Consider the following 18,730-nt stretch of genomic DNA (forward strand, 5'->3'; position numbering starts at 1 on the left):
TCTGCTCCCCCACTCTGTTGCTTGGAGTGTAGTCCTGATCGCCATGACGTTGTGGTGCATGAAATGCGCCTGGTGCGTGGGTCGGGGTGGAGCTGTCATGGAACTACTGCTCATGTGTGCCGCCATGGGCGCCACCCACGTCGTGATGGTCGTGGGGATGCCTTGGTTCAATGGACATCACGGAGGCCATGCTAACCACTCTGCGGCTCATGCTGGCATCATGCTGTTGATCGCCGGCGTTGAATTCGCATTGATGTTCCTCAGCGCCCTGGTCATCCGCCGACAAGCCGGCCGCTAGCCAACACACATGAAGGGCACGTTGCTCGCACACTTCAAGTGCGCCAGCAACGTGCCCTTCATATATGTCTAGAATTCGTAGGTATCTGAATTCGGATCCTGATCCGGTGGACGATAGGGAGACATCGGCGGTGGGTAGGGATTCGGCCGCTTCACCGTCCGGCGGCGGACCCTGTCGTTTTCATCTTTCGGCGGATTCGGATACTTCACCGGAACCGGAGGAATCAGATCCCTGCGCCGGAACCACGAATTGATCGTCCGCACGACTCCCCTGATGGGTGGCGGAGAGGAGATGAACTCGGTATCGGAGGTCGGACGGATCACGATCCGATGCGGCGCCCCTGAGATGACGACTTCTTCTTCCCATCCCGCAGCTTCCTTGGCCATATTGCAACCGCCGCATTTCATGCCGCTGTTGTCGAAGCTGGTTTCTCCGCCCTTGGCCGCCTGCTTGATATGGTCTGCGTGCTTGGCATTATTGTCGCAGTAGGGGGTGCGGCAATACGGGTCGCGCAGTTGAATCAGGTGGCGCAGTTGTCCGGTGAATAGCCTCTCCTTAGAGTCCATGCACACCAGATCCTGCTGGTTTGGGGCTAGGTAGAGCCTGCGCAAATACGGGAGCGCCTCAAGCTGCTGATTGATGGATGCCCGGAATTCATCGCTGGCGCCTTCCCCTTCGGCTTGGCAGGCAAGCATGAGGCGCATCGCATAATCGTCGGGCAGACTGCCATAGCCGGGCATGGTGACGTTTTCGCGATGCTGCATGAAAAGATTCTGATCGGTCATAATCAATCCCAAATGCAACCGGACCGGCAATGGCTTATCCAAGGGGTTACCGGTGGCCGCTCGCAGCAGGATGTCGGCACGGATCTGCGCAGGGGTGCGGGAATCTCCCTTGGCTTTCGCGGAAGCAACCTCGGTGTCGAGAAAGTCTTTAAAAGCGGTGCCGGTATCCAATGGAACTTTGGCGTTGAGGAACATGCAATCTTTGCCTTGGCGCATGCGCACGTACCGAGCTGCTGTGGAGTCCTTAATTTCTTTCAACCGCTGTACACCCAACAGCTTGTCAGCGGATTGTTGGGCAATGTTTTTGGCTTCCTTGATGCCCGCACCGTTGAACAAATCCGGGTTCTCAGAGTAGAAGGTGTCGAAGCTCTTATGTTCGTCTTCGGAGAGATCGTCAAGCGGAGCAAGGATGGCGAGCATGGTCTTCTCATTGATCGCGCCGCGTTCAAGCTGGGCAAAGGTGAAAGGCATGCCGGGAACCAGGTGGCGGATGCGCCGCAGATAGGAGATTGATCCGCGTGGTGACTGGTGGCGAGCCAGAGCTATGAAGTGGGCTGTGCCGCGCTCCTGAGTTGTTGTGTGACGGCGCGGAGTGGCTCCGGTGTGTGCGTCGATACAGGCCGCCGCGCGAGCTTCGATGGAGGACCAAAAGGCTTTCTGGGCTTCGGCCTGCTCCAATACGGTGCACAAATCCTTCGTACTTCCGCTGCGCAACGCGTCGTTGATGAACCGAGCATCCCAGGGGTCGAGGTGAGGCGCTTGATCGAAGCACTCCTCTTGCCAATCATGTGCTTCGAAGTAATTTTCTTCCTCTTCATATACTTCGAACATATTTCCATTTTACGCTGACATGACTGGAATGCATAGGGCTTTTCTCGCTTATTTTGATTTTCAGCAACCGACGCGTTAGCGGACTAAAAAGCCGTGGTGCGCGGGAGCCTTTCGGCCAGCGCGCACCACGGCGGGAGGTGTCTTATTAGCTTGACTATACGGGCGGGAAACTGCGCAGCAGGTCGCCGAGTTTCTGCGTGGCGGCGCCGGGAGCAGTGGTGGCGAAGAAGTACTGAGACAACTGCTTCTGGCGCCCAGACACCCCCGAGGAGGCGAGCTGGGTGACGCGGTCGGCGATCCCATTGGCGTGGCCCAGCAGCTGGGCGGAGGGCAGGCCGCCGCGCAGCTTGCTCTCCCGTTCCCCCGCAAGGATCAGCGGTACATTCAGCGCGATGGCGTCGTAGGCCATGGCCGAGGTATCGCAGATGGCGACGTCGGCCCAGACCAGCGACTGGCCTGGGTCATGGATGGGGTCAAGCAGGTGGGAGTAGTTGGACTTCAGTGCGGAGACAGCTTTTTTGGCAGCGGCGGAGGCGTCGCCGGTTTTGGGGTGCGGACGGAAGTGCACCTCGAAGTTCTCATCGGCAGCCAACTGGGCGAGGATGCGTTCGCCGTAGTCGAGCAGCGACGAGTAGTCCATGGCGGCCGAGTCGCCTTCCCAGGTCGGCGCGTAGAGCACGCGGATCTTGGAGTTGAGCTCGGCGGGCTTCAGCCCGTCAAGCTGCGGGCGGCCGATCTGCACCAGGGTGGAGCCGTCGAAGCGGGTGACCGATTCCTTGATCCGGTCCACCGCGGCGGGGCCCGCCACGCAGGCATAGTCGTAGGCCTTGAGCTGGTGCGAGACCATGGAGACCTTTTCGCTCTCTCCGTGGTTGAGGTGCACGTGGGCGGGGCCGTTGAAACGCAGCATGGTGAAGTTGCGCTGCGAGTTGTTCACATAGCAGATGGATCCGGTGCCCATGGCGCGCAGGCGGGTTTCGATGCGCTCGATGGAGTGCGAGAAGAGCAGCGGCAGCTCGGTGGTTTCAAGCACCCGGCGAGCGCTGCGCGCATCCATGAGCACGACGCCGACCTTCAGCCCGGATTCGGCCAGGCGCGTGAAGGTCTCCATCCAGACCTCAAGCTGGTAGAACTGGCCCGGGCCCTCGGCGAAGAACAGAACCGTGTCGGCCTGCTCGAGCTCCCGGGAGCTGCTGGCAATCTGTGCACGCACCGATTTTTCAGCCAGTTTAGACTGCGCCTTTTGGGCGATCTGGGCAACGGGAGCAGGAATCAACGCCATGGTTTAAGTGTACGTACCGGCTAGCTGTTCAGCGCGGAGGACAGCGCGCTAATGTTGCCCTCCATCCACTGCAGGTAGTTCGAACCGTCGGTGATGGTTTCGGTCAGCTCCACCACCGGCACCTTGGCGCCCTCGGCCTTGGCACGCAGCGACTTGGTTTCCGCGCCCTCGGTCTGCACGTTGTAGACCATCATGTCTACCCCCTTGGATTCGAGCAGCTCGTCGGCCTGCTTCATGGTCAGCGGGGCGATGCCCTCGCCCTCCTCAATGGCCTCGCTCAGACCTGCGGGGGTCTTATTGTCCATGCCGGCGTCTTCCAGCAGGTGGAATGGCACAGGCTCGGTCATCAGGTAGCTGTGGCCCTTCAGCCCGGAGTCGGCCAGCTGGGTCTGCAGCTTGGTGATGCCGTCGTTGAATGCCGCGGCGTTCTGCTTGTAGGTTTCGGCCTGCGCCTGATCCTTCTTGCCCAGCTGGTCGGCCAGGGCATCGGCGAGCGCGCTCATGGAATCAAGGTCGTACCAGATGTGCTCGTTGTAGTCGGCATGTTCATGGTCGTGGCCGTCGGACTCGTCATGCGGCTTCTGGTCCTCCTCATGCGACGCCTCCTCTTCGTGGGCCACCGGCGAGGAGTCCACCGCGTGCATCAGGGTGATGTCCTGAGACTGGTCCTTAGGCAGCGAGTTGACCAGCGAATCCATGAACGGGTCGTAGCCCCCGCCGTTGGCCAGCACGATGGAGGCCTCGGAGACGGTGAGCTTGTCGCGGGCCGTCGGCTCGTAGGAGTGCGGGTCCTGGGCAGTGGAGGTGATGACCTCGCTGACGTTGGCGTCCGGTCCCGCCACGGCGCGGGCGATGTCCGCGTAGACATTGGTGGTGGCGACGATGTTGACGGCGTCGGGCGCCTCGGCGCTCGGCGCCGCGGAGGAGCAGCCTGCCAGCAGCAGGGCGGCGATCGGCATCAGGGTCAGCGGGGCAAGAAGTGAGCGAGTTTTCACGGCGGCTTTCTAGTTCAGGTGCGCTATTGAGAACTATTCTACATTACTGGTGAGAATCATTCGCACTTAGGGCGCGTCGGCCGTGGGCGCCGCCGGTTCCGGTGGCCTTGACCACTAGCACCGCGATCAGCGTGGTGACCGGGATGGCAAGCACCAGGCCGATGGATCCGATGAGGATACGGATGACTTCCTCCGCCATGGCGCCGGTGCTCAGCGTGGTGCCGAAGCCCTGGTTGCTCAGCGCCGCCAGCGCCAGCACCGGCAGTGCGGCGCCGGCATAGGCGAAGGCGATGGTGTACACAGTGGAGGCGATGTGGTCCCGGCCGATGCGCATGCCTCGGGTGAACAGCTGCCGGGCGCTGGCGTTCGGGGCGGACTCCGCCAGTTCCCACACGGTGGCCGACTGCGTAATCGTCACGTCGTTGAGCACGCCCATGCCGCCGACCAGGATGCCGCAGATCAGCAGGCCGGTGAGCGACACCTGCGGGGCGACGGTGGACAGGGTCATCGCTGACTCGTCGTGCGCCCCGGTCAGCGCCGCCGCGTCGGTCAGCCACAGCGCCAGCCCCGCGGTGACGCCCAGGCCGAAGAGCGTGCCCAGCAGCGCCGTGGAGGTCTTCGCATTCAACCCGTGCGCAAAATACAGGGCGGCGAACATGATCGCGGTGGATCCGGTGAGCCCGACGAGGATCGGGTTCCCGCCCTCCAAAAGCGCAGGGATCATGAACAGGATCATGAAGGCGATGCCGCCGATCAGCCCGAGGATCGCGCGCACCCCGCGCCAGCCGGCCACCAGCGCCACAACCACGCCGTAGGCCACCGCCAGCAGCGCCATCGGCACGGTGCGCACAAAGTCGACGAACACGTAGTCGGTGCCCGAATTGCTGCCCACCTTGGACAGGTCCAGGTAGCGGATGGTGTCCCCGGGCCGGGCAGGGCGGGAGGTCAAGGTCTCCTGCGGGATCTCCAACTGGATCTGCGCGCCGCCGTCGGAAGGCATCAGGTAGGTGACCTCGCATTCAAGCACCTTGCCGCCCACCTCTTCCAGGCCCTGGGAGGAGGGGCAGGTTTCCACGCCGCTGCGCACCACGGTGCCGGTGGACATCACCGCTCCCCCGGTGGTGTCCATGGACCCGGACAGCGCAAACTTGTCATAGTTGCCCTGCGGCCACAGCGCGATGACTAGGATCAGCGCGATGGCTCCGATGGGGGCGAGGATGGCCCAGAGAATGATCGATGCGCGCTTGCGTCGGGCTGGATCTTGCAGGATTGGTTCGTCATGGTGGTGGTGGCCCACGGTGCTTGGCTCCGCATCGGACGTTGGTAAAAGGAACGTGCACCATCCTAGCGATGCGCGGGCAGAAATCCTCCCAAAGTTTCATGCGTCAGCGGGAGCCGGCAGGGGAAAATGGTGGCTATGAGCCTGCCACCACCATCTGCCAGCGAGCAGAGATTCGAATTCCACCGGCTGCTGCGCCGCGACGAACGCTACCGCTGGTGGCGGCCGCTGGCGCTACTGGGCACCGGCACCGGGTTCTTCCTGGTGCTGACGGTGATCGTCATCGCCGCGCTGTTCGCCACGATGATGTTCAACCCGGCGTTCTGGGGCGATGACACGGCTGCGGTGGACGAATTCTTCAACACCACGCTGATGGACATGAGCAACCCGACGGCGTTCTTCCTGACCATGCTCTCCATCATCGTGATGCTCCCGGCCGCCTGGCTCGCCTACCTGCTGCTCGGGGCCAAGCCCACCGGGCTGCTGTTCTCCGTGGTGGGCAGGATCCGTTTCAAATGGCTCGGGCTGGTGGCGCTGGTCAGCCTGGCGGTCTATGCGGTGTACTTCTCGCTGTCGTTCATCCTCGACGCGCTGGACAGCTCTACGAACGCCGCGCCCTCGGAGGTCATGCCGGCCAACCCGCTGTTCTATGCGCTGCTGGTCATCCTGCTCACCCCGCTGCAGTGCGCCGCCGAGGAGCTGGTGTTCCGCGGGGCGTTCATGCAGGTGATCGGCGCCTGGCTCAAGCACCCCGCCTTCGCGATCCTGCTGCCGGTGCCGCTGTTCACCTTCGGGCACCTCTACGATGTATTCGGGCTGCTGGACGTGGCATTCTTCGCCGTCGCCGCCGGCTACCTGACCTGGCGCACCGGCGGACTGGAGGCGGCCATCGCGGTGCACGTGGTGAATAATACGACGCTCTTCCTGCTCGGTGCGATCGGGCAGATCGATGTGAACGACACCGAATCCACTTGGCAGTCGCTGCTGTCATCCATGGTGATGACGACGGTGCTGACCTTGATCATCGTGAAGCTGGCCGCGCGCAGGAACATCGAACGCAGCGCGCCTCCGGCCCCGCGCACCCAGCGTCCGCCGCTGCTGCAGCCGTGGCCGATGGGCTACGGCCCGCACCACAACCAGCCCCAGGCCTATTGGGCTCCCCCGGCGCCGCCGGTTCAGCCTCCACAGGGGCCGCAGCCGCCGATTGAACCGCCGCGTTAAATAGGTCAGCGTGGGAGCATCTGCTCCCACGCTGAGTTGTTTCTAGGCCTTGGCCCAGCGCAGCAGGGCCGCGATCCCAGCACCGTCGGGGATCACGTCATCGGGTACGTAGCGGATGGTGGCATCCGTCAGGGCGGTGGCCCGCAGCAGCACCTCCGGCGCCGGCCATTCGCCGATGACCAATTCCGCATGGTCGTCCCCGTCCTGATGGGCGACCCATGGTTCCTCAATCAGCGCGCGCAGCGTGTGCTCGTCCTGATACTGGCCCACCAGCACCACCTCTGCCTGTGCCGACTGCAGCGCGGTGACCACCTCGTCCAGGCCCACCGCCAGCAGCGAACGGCCGTTGCCAGACTGCGCGGCGACCCGCGATTGCAGGGCGTCGATGGCCGAGGACTTGACCTCCTGAACCAGCGCCGCGATGTGCTCCTGAACCTGCTTGGAATCAGCCCCGCCGGTGCGGGTGTTCGCGTCGATCACCTCCACATACTCCTGCAGCGCTGCCGGCAACGCGGCGACGACTGCCTCGCGGGCCTTGATGTCTCCGGAGAGCACGATCAGGCGCACATAGTTGTCCTTGGCCATGGAGTCGATGAGTTCGGCCACCTCTTCGGCGTTGCGCCGGATCATCTCATCCGCCGCGGCCTGGGCCTTGGGCTGGTCGTACTCGCCCGGAACCTTGCGGGCGTGGCGGATTTCCTCCGGAGCGCCGACGATGCCGCGGCTGGCCACCCGGTCCGGCGAGGTGGTGTTGTACAGGTGGACCTCTCCGCCGTCGCGTCCCACCTCCGCCACCAGATAGGAGAAGGCCCCGCCGCGGGCCCTTGCCAGCGCGGTGAAGTTCGGGAATTCTCCGGTATCCACCTGCGGGGTCTCGACCTTCAGCCCTGGGATCAGTTCATTGAGTACTACCTGCCCATCGTGGACCGCAACGAATCGCGCCACCGGCGCGCGCAGCCCCTGCGCCGGCTCTAGCGCTGAGGTCACCGCCTCGATGTCGCCGTCGGGCGTCTGCTGGCTGCCCAGCAGCTTTGCCACTTCTCCGGGGAGTTCGTCGGCTGCTTCCTGGGCTGCCGTGTTGCCAAGTGAGGCGTCCACCAATGCCGTGCTCCATGAGCCGGTCTTTCGGTAGAGCGAAGCGTCGATTCCATTAGAATCCGCGCGAAGTGCCATGCTGACTCCCTTCCACACGCGGCGCTCGCCGCGATGCGACTTGATCCGTGGCACTAACCTAACACCACTGATTCGCTGCTGGAAGAGCTGGGAGCAAACTGGCGCACAGTTAAGCCCAGATCAGCATGGCACTTGCGGTTTTTACCAGCGGCCGCGCCAGTACTGCGAAGGGATGGCAGGTTTGGCGCCCAGCTGCTGCGCGGCACGGTTGGCCCACTGCGGGTCGCCGAGCGCCACACGGCCCACGCTCACCCCGTCCGCCTGGTGTGTGACCAGCACGTGCTCGGCCTGGACCGGCTCGGTGATCACGCCGACGGCGGTGACGAACGCGTCCTGCGGCAGGGCGGCCTTGACCGCCGCCGCCAGCGGCACCTGGTAGCCCGGCCCGGTGGGTCCGTGGTACGGGCCGATGCCGGCGCTGGAGATGTCGAAGGTGCGCACGCCCAGGCGGTAGAGTTCTGCGGCCAGGCGTACGGTGTCATCGATGCCCCAGCCCTCCTGGACCCAGTCTTCGCCCGAAAGTCTGATGCCAAGGACCTTGTCCTCGGGCCAGACCTCCAAGATCGCCGCGACGATCTCGCGCACATAGCGGGTGCGGTTCTCCCAGCTGCCGCCGTACTGGTCGCTGCGCGCATTGCTCAGCGGTGAGAGGAACTGGTGGATCAGGTAGCCATGTGCGCCGTGGATCTGAATCATGTCGAACCCCGCCTCGTCGGCGCGCACCGCGGCGGCGGCCCAATCGCGCACCGACTGCCCGATCTCTTCCACGCTCATCTGCTGCGCGGGGTTGAGGTCGAACAGGTCGCTGGGCGAGGAGCTGACGGTGTCCCATCCGCCGTCGGTCTGGCTCAGGCTGCCCACCTTGCCCTGGGCTTCGAGCTCCCTGAGCCAGCCGTAGGTGGAGCCCTTAGCTCCCGCGTGGGCCAGCTGCACGCCGGCCGCGGCGCCCTGGGCATGGATGAACTGCGTAACCGGCTTCCATGCCTGCACCTGCTGCTCGTTCCACAGGCCCACGTCCAGGTTGGAGATGCGCCCCTCGGGGACCACCGCGGTGGCCTCGGCGATCACCAGGCCGAAACCGCCGGCCGCGCGGGAGCCGAGGTGCACGAGCTGCCAGTCGGTGGGCACCCCGTCCTGCTGTTCAATGGAGTACTGGCACATGGGAGGCAGCACCACGCGATTGCGCAGCGTCAACCCGGCGCCTCGGCGGGCTGGAATGGTCACGGGCGTAAATAGTTTGCTTTCAGGCATACCAATTACGACACCGCGGCGGTCGGGTTTATTCCGCGTACGCGGTATTTATCCCAAAACAAGTACTGCTACCGAAAGGTAGACGACCAGTCCCGCGGCATCGACGAAGGTGGAGATGAACGGGTTGGAGAACACCGCCGGGTCCACCTTCAGCAGCTTGCCGATCACCGGCATGATCCCGCCGACCCCTGCCGCGATGGTGCACAGCGCCACCAGCGTCAGCCCGATGATCACCGCTACCTGGGCGCCGAAGATGAGGCAGGAGACGAGGAATCCGATGGCCCCGAGGCTCACCCCGAGCACCGCCCCGATGCGCACCTCGCGCAGCAGCACCCGCCCGATGTCGCCCACCCGCACCTCGCCCATGGCCAGCGCCCGGGTCACCGTGGTCGCCGCCTGATTTCCGGTGTTTCCGCCGATGCCGACGATCAGCGGGATGAACAGGCTGAGCACCACCATGGTTTCAAGGGTTTGTTCAAAACTTGAGAGCACCTTGACGGTCAGGGTTGCGCCGATGGCCAGCACCAGCAGCCAGACGATGCGGGCGCGCACCATGGTGCGGATCGGGGTGCCCAGGTACGGCCGGTGCAGCGGCTCGGCTCCGGCGGAACGCGCGGTGCGCTCCTCTTCGGCGGCTTCCAGAATCTCGAGGGCGTCGCGCCATGCAAGCACCCCCACCAAGAGCCGCTCCGAGTCCAGCACCGGGAGAAGTTCGGCCCTACCGTTGGCCAAGAGCCGCGCTGCATCCACCGCCTGGTCCTGAACCTGGGCAGAGGGAACCTCACGCAGCAGCGAGGCGATGCCTTGCTCTGGGTCAGCCGCCAGCAGCTGTGCCAGATGCACCGCTCCGAGCAGTCTGCGGTCGCGATCGATGACCATGATCAGGCTCGGCTCACCCACCCGAGTCAGCCGTTCGCGCAACCGGGAGCGTGCCTGCTGCACGGTGAATTCAGGGTAAAGCGTGGCAAACCGGGTGTCCAGCACCCGACCGACGGAGCCCTCCGGGTAGCCCAACAGCAGGCTCGTCTCGCTGCGGCTGGGTGCATCGAGTCCGCGCAGCAGTCCGGTGGCCACCTTGGCGGGCAGCTCGTCGAGCAGCGCCACCCGGTCCGCCGCATCGATGGCGGCGAAGGCGGCGATGACCTCGTTGCGCTGCAGCCCCTGAATCAACCCGGCCTGCACAGGGGCGTCAAGCTCTTGGAAGATCTCCAGTGCCTGACGCTTGCTCAACAGGCGGTAGAGGATCGCAGCGTCCGCCATCCCCAGGGGGCGCAGCTGCTCGATGATTTCGGTGGTGTTCAGGGAGCGCAGGATCTGTGCCAGCGCGCCGTAGTCGGCGTCTTTCAGGCAGCTGCGGATCTGCCGCGAAGTAGTTGAGAAGTCGACCTTTTCGGTGGTGCTCATGACTTGTCCTCCAAACATGACGTTTGGCGCGAAAAACCCCGGACTACTGCCCCAACCCGCGGGTCGGGGCACGCAATGCAAACAGGCGATAAATCAACCAGTTTATTGGCGAGGGGTTTGCGGCGCATAGTTGTGTGATTCCATAGCGCGAACTCACAGACGTATGCTCGGGCAGGCAGAAAGAAAGGCGCTGCTCGTTAAGATTCGTCCCCAAGAGGTCGCGTGCACATAGATCGACTCGGTCCGTCTTCCATGCAGCTCACCCCCTTGGATTGATCATTTTTGGCGGCGGAAGCCGCGCGGCATGAAGGCCTGTTCAATTCATATCATCATTGCCCCGGCTCCCACACCTTAAGTTGACTAAGTCACAGGGCACGACGTTGCAGGAGTCCCTGGGCACCGCAATTGACCACTAGTCATCGTCGACGCGCCCGACATCCGCGGGGCGTGGCCGATCGAGATACATCTAAGCAATCAATCGACGCTCAACATATGATTCCACAGCGCTCTATTTCAGGTGTTACGGCCGCCATACGCACCGAAAACGCTTCAGGCATTCCGTCGCTGAAAAAGGCCTCTTCGAAATGACCAACAGGTTCAATCCCCAATAACGAAGTCATTGGACACTCAGTTCTATTATTGTTCCAAAAATCTCTAGTCATCTACGGGTTGAGACTGTATTAATCGAACAGAATTGTCGTCTGAGCAAGTCATTGCAATGAAACTTTAACCCATATATAAATGGATCATGAATGATCAGACGCAGCAATCCGCTGCCCAGTGGCCCGACCGCACTCGACTTCCCATTCCGGCACACCAAAACGTTGGCAAGATTGCTCGAACTGTCAAAGATTCCGACCCCATTGATTGGCCGGAAACCGTACGCGCACCTCAGGGCGCTCCCAACGTCCTTCTAGTGATGACCGATGACGTGGGATTCGGCGCTTCAGAAGTCTTCGGCGGCCCCATTCCTACTCCGGTGTACAAGGCATTGGCCGAACGCGGCTTGAAGTACAACCGTTTCCACACCACGGCCCTGTGCTCTCCGTCCCGCGCTGCATTGATCACCGGTCGCAACCATCACGTGGCCTCGACCGGCATCATCATGGAATTCTCCACCCCGTTCCCCGGATATCACAGCATCGTGTCCAAAAGCGTCGGCACCATTGGCGAAATTCTCACCGAGAATGGCTACGGTACTGCTTGGTTCGGCAAGAACCACAATGTGCCCGACTGGCTAACCACCCCGGCCGGTCCTTTTACCCTCTGGCCCACCGGGCTGGGATTCGAGTATTTCTACGGCTTCTTAGGTGCCGACGCACACCAGTTCCGCCCCGCAGTTTTTGAAGGCACCATTCCTGTCGAACCTTACCTCGGCCGCGAAGAGGACTATCACCTCGATGCAGATATGGCAGATCACGCGGTCTCTTGGATCCGCCGACAGAAGGCGGTTGATCCTGACAAGCCGTTCTTTGCCTACTACACCCCCGGCACGGCCCACGCCCCTCATCATGCTCCAAAAGAATGGATCGAAAAGTTCAAGGGGAAGTTTGATCACGGCTGGGATGAGCAGCGTCGCATCACCTTCGAGCAGCAGAAGAGTCTGGGCGTCATCCCCGAAGACGCAGTGCTCAACCCGACCCCGGATCATTACCGCAAGTGGGATGACCTGTCGGATGAAATGAAAAAGGTCTGCGCACGCCAGATGGAATGCTACGCGGCAGCACTTTCCCACTGCGATCATCAGATCGGTCGAGTCATCGACGCGATTGACGACCTCGGCGAGCTGGACAACACGCTGGTGATCTACATTCAGGGAGACAACGGATCCAGCGCCGAGGACCCCACCGGGCATGGATTCACCAGTGAAATCGGCGTACTCGTTAACGGCGTTGTTGACCGCGAAGACTTCATGGTGGAGAACATCGACGAGTTCGGTGGTCCCTGGATGCAGAATCACTTCTCACACGGCTGGGCCCACGCCATGAATTCCCCTTACCAGTGGGATAAAAAGATTGCTTCGCACCTTGGCGGTTCGAGAACCTCGATGGTGATCTCATGGCCTAAGACCATTACCGGCGGCGGCCAGCTGCGAGAACAGTTCACCCACATCACCGACATCGTCCCCACCATTCTTGAAGCCGCAGGCATTCCGATGCCGGAGACCATCGACGGGGTTGAACAAGTGCCGCTAAACGGGGCCAGTTTGGCCCCTGGATTCAACAATGCTCAGGCACCGGAGCACCACAAGACCCAATATTTCGAGGTCATCGCAAACCAAGGCATTTATCACGAAGGGTGGATCGCTAATACCGCGCCCAAACGATTGCCTTGGGTCGGCATGGGCGAGACGAACGAGGACCCATTCAACGATTATGAATGGGAACTCTACAACCTGGAAGAGGACTTTACGCAATCAAAGAATGTGGCTGCGCAATATCCGGAAAAGCTCGAAGAGCTCCGACAAATCTTCCTAGACGAGGCAGTCAAAAACCAGGTGCTGCCCCTGGACGACAGGTACATTGAACGCCTGCGGCCGGAGAATCGGCCAGAACATAACAAGGGACGCAAGGACTTCACGTACTACGCAGGCATCTCTCGAATTACCGAGGGCATGGCACCAAACATGAAGAACTGTTCCTACCGGATCACCGCCGACGTCTTCATCCCGGAAGGCGGCTGCGAAGGTATGATCGTCGCCCAGGGCGGTTGGTTTGGCGGCAACGCGTTCTACCTCAATGAGGGACGGCCGACCTTCAGCTACGCACGGTCTCATTACCCCGAGCACAAGTACACCGTTGCGGCTTCCGAACCCGTGAGCGCAGGTAGCCACAGCCTCAGTGTGGAGTTCATCTACGACGGTGGTCCTGCGGGAAGCGGCGGAGAGGCCGTGCTGTACGTAGACGGAAACGAGGTTGCCCGCGGTCGAATAGCACAGACCATTCCTGTGCGTGTCTCGGCGGACGAAACCTTTGACGTTGGCGAAGACACGGGCACCCCGGTGGTTCGCGACTATGAGGTGCCATTCCGATTCACCGGAAAGCTCGGAAAAGTCGTCGTGGAATTGCTGGACTAGGATATCGCGGTCGCTGAAAAACTGTATATTTTTCGTCGGTTCGCTGATCATCAGATCAGCGAACCGACGGCGTTTAAAGCACACCCGTTAGACAGAGACGCGATGCCTTGTACTTATACGGATACCGGTAAACGCCCAGTGCTTTTGCTAGGTTGGAACCGTGGAAATGATACGAATCACCGGGGGCTCATTCACAATGGGCGAAGACCACTTCTACCCCGAAGAGCGTCCCGCGCATCGACGAGAAGTTCACGAGTTTGAACTTGATGCAACACCGGTGACCATCCGCCAGTTTTCGGACTTCATTGAAGACACCGGATATATCACCGTTGCGCAGAAGGCCCTCGATCCCAAAGATTTCCCCGGGGTCCCGGCAGCCGATCTCGCTGCAGGATCGATGGTATTCAAACCCAGTTCTGGACCCGTGGATCTGAGAAATTGGCGCCTTTGGTGGGAATGGGTACCCGGCGCCTGTTGGAATCATCCACAGGGTCCTTCCTCAAGCTTCCACGATCGTCTGGACCATCCGGTAACTCACGTATCTTTCGTCGATGCCACAGCTTATGCCCAGTGGGCTGGCAAACGCCTCCCCACCGAAGCCGAATGGGAATTTGCCGCAAGGGGCGGCGTGGACGGCTCCCCCTACCAGTGGGGTGATGCAGAGGTACCTTCCGGGGAACTGCGGGCCAACACCTGGCAGGGGTCCTTTCCCTACCTCAACACAGGCGCCAAGGGGTGGGTGGGAACCTCTCCCGTGGGTACCTTTGCCCCGAACAACTTCGGGCTCTATGACATGATCGGCAATGTCTGGGAATGGACCAGCGATCCCTATGTGCCGCGGCATGTCCCGCTGGATCAGAAATTCCCCCTTGCCGAGGGCCGGAATAATCTGTTGCCTCCGGAAACCGGTCCCCAGCAGCGCGTTCTCAAGGGCGGATCGCATATGTGCTCACCTGACTACTGCCGACGCTACCGGCCAGCCGCGCGCTCCCCGCAGACCGAGGACTCTGCAACTACACACATCGGATTCCGCTGCGCACGATAAAAGGTGCCTGCGCCTGGAAGAAGGCCATCTTCCGAACCGAGTAGGAATGAGTTGCCGTTGTCGCGTGCATCGCGGTGTTGCACGGTCCGGATGACTCCAAAAGCTCTACTGAACTCACAGCTTTGAGTTTCAAGGAGCGACCAGCGGCATGAGCCTCATCATTCTTGTGTTTGATATCCGATGAGCCAGCGCAGACCATATCGATCGGTGACCTGCCCGTCCCAATCGCCCCACGCTCGCTGGGCCAGCGGGTCGATGTCAGTCCCCCCGAGACTGAGCTGGTCGAACCATTCGTGCAGGATTACCGGTTCGGCGGTTGAGAGCAATGACAGCATGAGGCCTTCGATCCGCACCGCGGGTTCTCCTGCCGCAGCATCGGATCCGGCCAGCGCCACCGGCCCGCTGAGAACACCGTGCGCAATGGCGCTGGGTGGGCCGTCATTTCTTCCAAACTCCTGATAGGTATAGAGCGAGAGCTCTCCCCCGAAGATTTGAGCATAGAAATTCAGTGCTTCGCGTGCAGTTCCGGGGAAGCTGACATAGATGAGGGGCGCAGCCATTGACGATACTCCTAGCGTGAGGTGGACACCTTCGGGCGTGAAAACCGGTATGTCATACGCTAGGGGCGATTGGTTGGTTCGACAACCGTTCGCCGTGGGAACCAAGAAATTTGCGCCAACAACAGATCGGGCGGATGCTCCCCTTCGCTGGGGAGCATCCGCCCGATTGGTGCGCTGTGAAATTAGCAGACCACGACGTTGACGGCCAGGCCGCCCATGGCGGTTTCCTTGTACTTGTCGCTCATGTCCTTGCCGGTTTCACGCATGGTGATGATGACTTCGTCTAGGCTCACGTGGTGTTCACCGTCGCCCATGAGCGCCATCTTCGCCGCGTTGACCGCCTTGGAAGCGGCGATGGCGTTGCGCTCGATGCATGGAATCTGCACCAGGCCGCCAATGGGATCGCAGGTGAGGCCAAGGTTGTGCTCCATGGCGATCTCCGCGGCGTTTTCCACCTGGGCGGGGGTGCCGCCGAGCACCTCGGCCAAGCCGCCGGCGGCCATGGAAGATGCCGAACCGACCTCACCCTGGCAGCCGACCTCGGCCCCTGAGATGGATGCCTGCTCCTTGTAGAGCACGCCGACGGCGCCGGCGGTGAGCAGGAAGCGGACGATTGCGTCGTGCTTTTCCTCTTCGTTCCAGTACTTGGCGCCCGGTGCGTAGTGGGTGGCGTAGAAGAGCACCGCCGGGATGATGCCCGCGGCGCCGTTGGTTGGTGCGGTGACCACACGTCCGCCGGAGGCGTTCTCCTCGTTGACCGCCAGTGCGACCAGGTTGATCCATTCCTGCCAGTAGACGGGGTCGCGGTCCTTGTCTTCCTTCTTCAATCGTTCGTGCCATTCGGGCGCGCGGCGGCGGACCTTCAGACCGCCAGGCAGCACGTCGCTGCGCTCAAGTGCTGAATCCTTGCAGGCTTCCATGACCTCGTAGATGTGGATCAGGCCGGAGCGGATCTCTTCGGTGCTGCGGTAAGCCTCTTCGTTGGCCATCATGATCTCGGCAATTGACTTGCCGGTGGCGGCGCAGTGTTCCAGCAACTTGGCCGCGGTGGTGAAGGGGTACGGCTGCTGCTTGACCTTCTCTTCGAGGTTCGCTTCGAGGCGTTCCTCGGCGCCTTCGCGCACAATGAAGCCGCCGCCCACGGAGAAGAAGGTCTCGTTGGCCAGCTCATTGCCCTCGGCGTCCAGGGCGATGAACTTGACGCCGTTGGTGTGGCGCGGCAGGACCGTCAGCGGGTGCTGGATCATGTCCTCGACCTTGTAGTCGATGTCCTTGCGGGCATCCAGCTGCTCGGCAAGGCGCAGGACGCCGGTGGCCGCCATATCCGCCAGGCGGTCGTCGACCTGGGTGGGCAGCACGGTCTCAGGCTCGTAGCCTTCCAGGCCGAGCATGATCGCGGTGAAGGTGCCGTGGCCCTTGCCGGTGGCCGCCAGCGAACCGTAGACGTCGACGCGGATGGACGCCAGGGCATCAAGCTGGTTTTCGCGCACTACGTGTGCGATGAACGCGTGCGCTGCACGCATTGGCCCTACGGTGTGGCTGGACGAAGGTCCGATGCCTACCGAAAAGAGATCGAATACGCTAACCGCCATGGCGGGTCACATCCTTAGAAACTTGAGGTCATTCGGGTGCTCTTCCCGAAGTGAACATGTGGTGCGCACAAGAGCACTCGTGCGCTTTTCCTCCGCCGGCGTGTTCCGTGGCGGTTGAAAGGCGAAGGGCCCGAAAAGCGAATGTTTCCGCGGTTCGGGCCCTCCTTCTTCGCTAGAAGAACTTACTCGGAAACCTTTGCCAGGTCCGGGTACAGTGGGTGGGCCGCAGCCAAAGACAACACACGATCCTTGAGTTCGGCCAGGGCTTCGGTGTTGCCCTCGGCGCCGGCGATCAGGGTCTGTGCAATGATCTCGGCGACCTCTGCAAACGCCTCCTCCGAGAAGCCGCGGGTAGCCAACGCCGGGGTACCGATGCGCAGGCCGGAGGTGACCATTGGCGGGCGTGGATCAAACGGCACCGCGTTGCGGTTCACGGTGATCTCCACCTGTGCCAGAAGGTCTTCGGCCTGCTGGCCGTCCAACTCACTGTTGCGCAGATCCACCAACACCAGGTGCACATCCGTACCACCGGTCAACACGCTGATCCCCTTCGCCGCCACATCCGCCTGAGTCAAACGCTCAGCCAAAATCCGGGCACCAGCCAAGGTCCGCGCCTGACGCTCCTTGAACTCCTGCGAACCGGCAATCTTGAACGCCACCGCCTTACCAGCGATCACATGCTCCAACGGACCACCCTGCTGACCAGGGAACACCGCAGAATTAATCTTCTTCGCAATCTCCGGATCATTCGAGAGAATAATGCCGCCACGAGGACCAGCCAGGGTCTTATGCGTGGTCGACGTGACCACATGCGCATGCGGCACCGGCGAAGGATGCAACCCCGCAGCGACCAGACCAGCAAAGTGCGCCATATCCACAAACAGGTACGCCCCGACCTTATCGGCGATCTCACGGAAGCGGACGAAGTCCAACTGACGCGGGTACGCCGACCAGCCGGCCACGATCATCTTCGGCTGGTGCTCAATGGCAAGGCGCTCCACCTCGTCCATGTCCACCAGGTTCGTCTGCTCATTCACACCATAAGGAACAATGTTGAACAAACGGCCCGAGAAGTTGATCTTCATGCCATGGGTCAAATGCCCGCCATGGGCCAGGTTCAACCCCAGCACGGTATCGCCCGGACGCACCAACGCGTGATACACCGAAGCGTTGGCCTGGGCACCGGAATGCGGCTGCACATTGGCGAACTGCGCACCAAACAGCTCCTTGATGCGGTCGATCGCCAACGTCTCAATCACGTCGACCTCTTCGCAACCGCCGTAATAGCGCTTGCCCGGGTAGCCCTCGGCATACTTATTGGTCAATACCGAGCCCTGCGCCTGCATCACTGCCTGCGCGGTGTGGTTCTCCGAGGCGATCATTTCCAGACCACGCTGCTGGCGAGCCAGTTCAGCATCGATCCGCACAGCCACCTCTGGATCCAGCTCGGCCAGCGACGCGGTCAACGACGCAGGAGCCAGGGATTCAAAAGTCTTGTTAGTCATTACTCGACGTTTCCACCGTTCGCGGAGGCGTAGTCTGCTGCGGAGAGCAGTGGGCCCTCTTCGCTGACCTCAACGGTGAACAGCCAGCCTGCGCCGTATGGATCTTCGTTCAGGATGGCAGGGTTGTCCACTGCTTCCTCGTTGATCTCCACCACGGTGCCGGTCACCGGCGAGTACAGGTCGGAAACCGACTTGGTGGACTCTACCTCGCCACAGGTTTCGCCGGCGGTGACTGCGTCGCCGACCTCTGGCAGGTCAACGTAGACCACGTCGCCCAGTGCGTCGGCAGCAATCTGGGTGATGCCGACCTTTGCTGGCGATGCTGCGTCGATCCACTCGTGCTCGGCCGAGTAGCGCAGTGATGCAAGAACTTTACTCACGATGTTTTCCTCTCCCAAGGGAAATAGTGGGCTTCTGAAACTGCCCGCTTTGT

The 18,730-nt window shown here is 61.8% G+C and carries 15 protein-coding genes; 4 read left to right on the top strand and 11 right to left on the bottom strand.

The genetic code is table 11. The annotated features are described in order from the left end of the window. Positions 1–97 precede the first annotated feature (97 nt). Positions 98–298: a hypothetical protein gene (locus RUH64_RS02465; protein ID WP_313811031.1), complete on the top strand. Its 201-nt coding sequence runs from the start codon at positions 98–100 to the stop codon at positions 296–298. Positions 299–366: 68 nt separating this feature from the next. Here RUH64_RS02465 and RUH64_RS02470 read toward each other — a convergent pair whose 3' ends face one another. The 4 genes from RUH64_RS02470 to RUH64_RS02485 all read right to left on the bottom strand — a co-directional run bounded on the left by RUH64_RS02470 (position 367) and on the right by RUH64_RS02485 (position 5,488). Next, a complete protein-coding gene (locus RUH64_RS02470; RefSeq protein WP_313811032.1) occupies positions 367–1,914 on the bottom strand; it encodes a hypothetical protein in 1,548 nt (515 codons plus the stop codon). Between the two features lie 154 nt (positions 1,915–2,068). Further along, a complete protein-coding gene (locus tag RUH64_RS02475; protein ID WP_313811033.1) occupies positions 2,069–3,196 on the bottom strand; it encodes a CDP-glycerol glycerophosphotransferase family protein in 1,128 nt (375 codons plus the stop codon). Between the two features lie 20 nt (positions 3,197–3,216). Beyond that, entirely contained in the window at positions 3,217–4,191 is a 975-nt protein-coding gene (locus RUH64_RS02480; protein ID WP_313811034.1) for a metal ABC transporter solute-binding protein, Zn/Mn family, read from the bottom strand. A gap of 43 nt (positions 4,192–4,234) precedes the next feature. Next, on the bottom strand, positions 4,235–5,488 hold the full coding sequence (locus RUH64_RS02485; RefSeq protein WP_313811035.1) for a YibE/F family protein: 1,254 nt from the start codon (positions 5,486–5,488) through the stop codon (positions 4,235–4,237). 120 nt (positions 5,489–5,608) lie between these two features. Here RUH64_RS02485 and RUH64_RS02490 point away from each other — a divergent pair, with 120 nt between their 5' ends. Next, the gene (locus RUH64_RS02490) at positions 5,609–6,691 is read left to right on the top strand and encodes a CPBP family intramembrane glutamic endopeptidase (RefSeq protein ID WP_313811036.1); all 1,083 of its coding nucleotides are present in this window, start codon (positions 5,609–5,611) and stop codon (positions 6,689–6,691) included. Positions 6,692–6,733: 42 nt separating this feature from the next. Here the strand turns inward: RUH64_RS02490 and RUH64_RS02495 are convergent, their stop codons facing one another. From RUH64_RS02495 to mgtE, 3 genes are all read right to left on the bottom strand, one after another. Beyond that, positions 6,734–7,864, bottom strand: a complete 1,131-nt coding sequence (locus RUH64_RS02495) for a hypothetical protein (RefSeq protein ID WP_313811037.1) — start codon at positions 7,862–7,864, stop codon at positions 6,734–6,736. A gap of 141 nt (positions 7,865–8,005) precedes the next feature. After that, positions 8,006–9,115, bottom strand: a complete 1,110-nt coding sequence (locus tag RUH64_RS02500; protein WP_313811038.1) for an NADH:flavin oxidoreductase/NADH oxidase — start codon at positions 9,113–9,115, stop codon at positions 8,006–8,008. Between the two features lie 48 nt (positions 9,116–9,163). Further along, positions 9,164–10,519, bottom strand: coding sequence for a magnesium transporter (mgtE, locus tag RUH64_RS02505; RefSeq protein ID WP_313811040.1), 1,356 nt, complete (start codon positions 10,517–10,519; stop codon positions 9,164–9,166). Positions 10,520–11,267: 748 nt separating this feature from the next. On the opposite strand from mgtE, the gene RUH64_RS02510 reads away from it, so the two are divergent. Both RUH64_RS02510 and RUH64_RS02515 read left to right on the top strand, forming a co-directional pair. Further along, positions 11,268–13,595, top strand: a complete 2,328-nt coding sequence (locus RUH64_RS02510) for an arylsulfatase (protein ID WP_313811041.1) — start codon at positions 11,268–11,270, stop codon at positions 13,593–13,595. A 166-nt stretch (positions 13,596–13,761) separates the two neighbouring features. Next, entirely contained in the window at positions 13,762–14,640 is an 879-nt protein-coding gene (locus RUH64_RS02515; protein ID WP_313811413.1) for a formylglycine-generating enzyme family protein, read from the top strand. A gap of 158 nt (positions 14,641–14,798) precedes the next feature. On the opposite strand, the gene RUH64_RS02520 is transcribed toward RUH64_RS02515, so the two are convergent. The 4 genes from RUH64_RS02520 to gcvH all read right to left on the bottom strand — a co-directional run bounded on the left by RUH64_RS02520 (position 14,799) and on the right by gcvH (position 18,677). Continuing rightward, positions 14,799–15,200, bottom strand: a complete 402-nt coding sequence (locus RUH64_RS02520) for a VOC family protein (RefSeq protein WP_313811043.1) — start codon at positions 15,198–15,200, stop codon at positions 14,799–14,801. Between the two features lie 182 nt (positions 15,201–15,382). Continuing rightward, a complete protein-coding gene (locus RUH64_RS02525; protein WP_313811044.1) occupies positions 15,383–16,792 on the bottom strand; it encodes an L-serine ammonia-lyase in 1,410 nt (469 codons plus the stop codon). Positions 16,793–16,974: 182 nt separating this feature from the next. Further along, positions 16,975–18,297, bottom strand: a complete 1,323-nt coding sequence (glyA, locus tag RUH64_RS02530) for a serine hydroxymethyltransferase (protein ID WP_313811045.1) — start codon at positions 18,295–18,297, stop codon at positions 16,975–16,977. Further along, positions 18,297–18,677 (bottom strand): glycine cleavage system protein GcvH, encoded by a 381-nt coding sequence (gene gcvH, locus RUH64_RS02535; RefSeq protein WP_313811047.1) that lies wholly within the window; start codon positions 18,675–18,677, stop codon positions 18,297–18,299. Before gcvH ends, glyA begins: the two co-directional genes overlap by 1 nt. Positions 18,678–18,730: the final 53 nt, after the last annotated feature.

It is taken from the genome of Glutamicibacter sp. (assembly GCF_032154645.1).
Taxonomy (GTDB): Bacteria; Actinomycetota; Actinomycetes; order Actinomycetales; family Micrococcaceae; genus Glutamicibacter.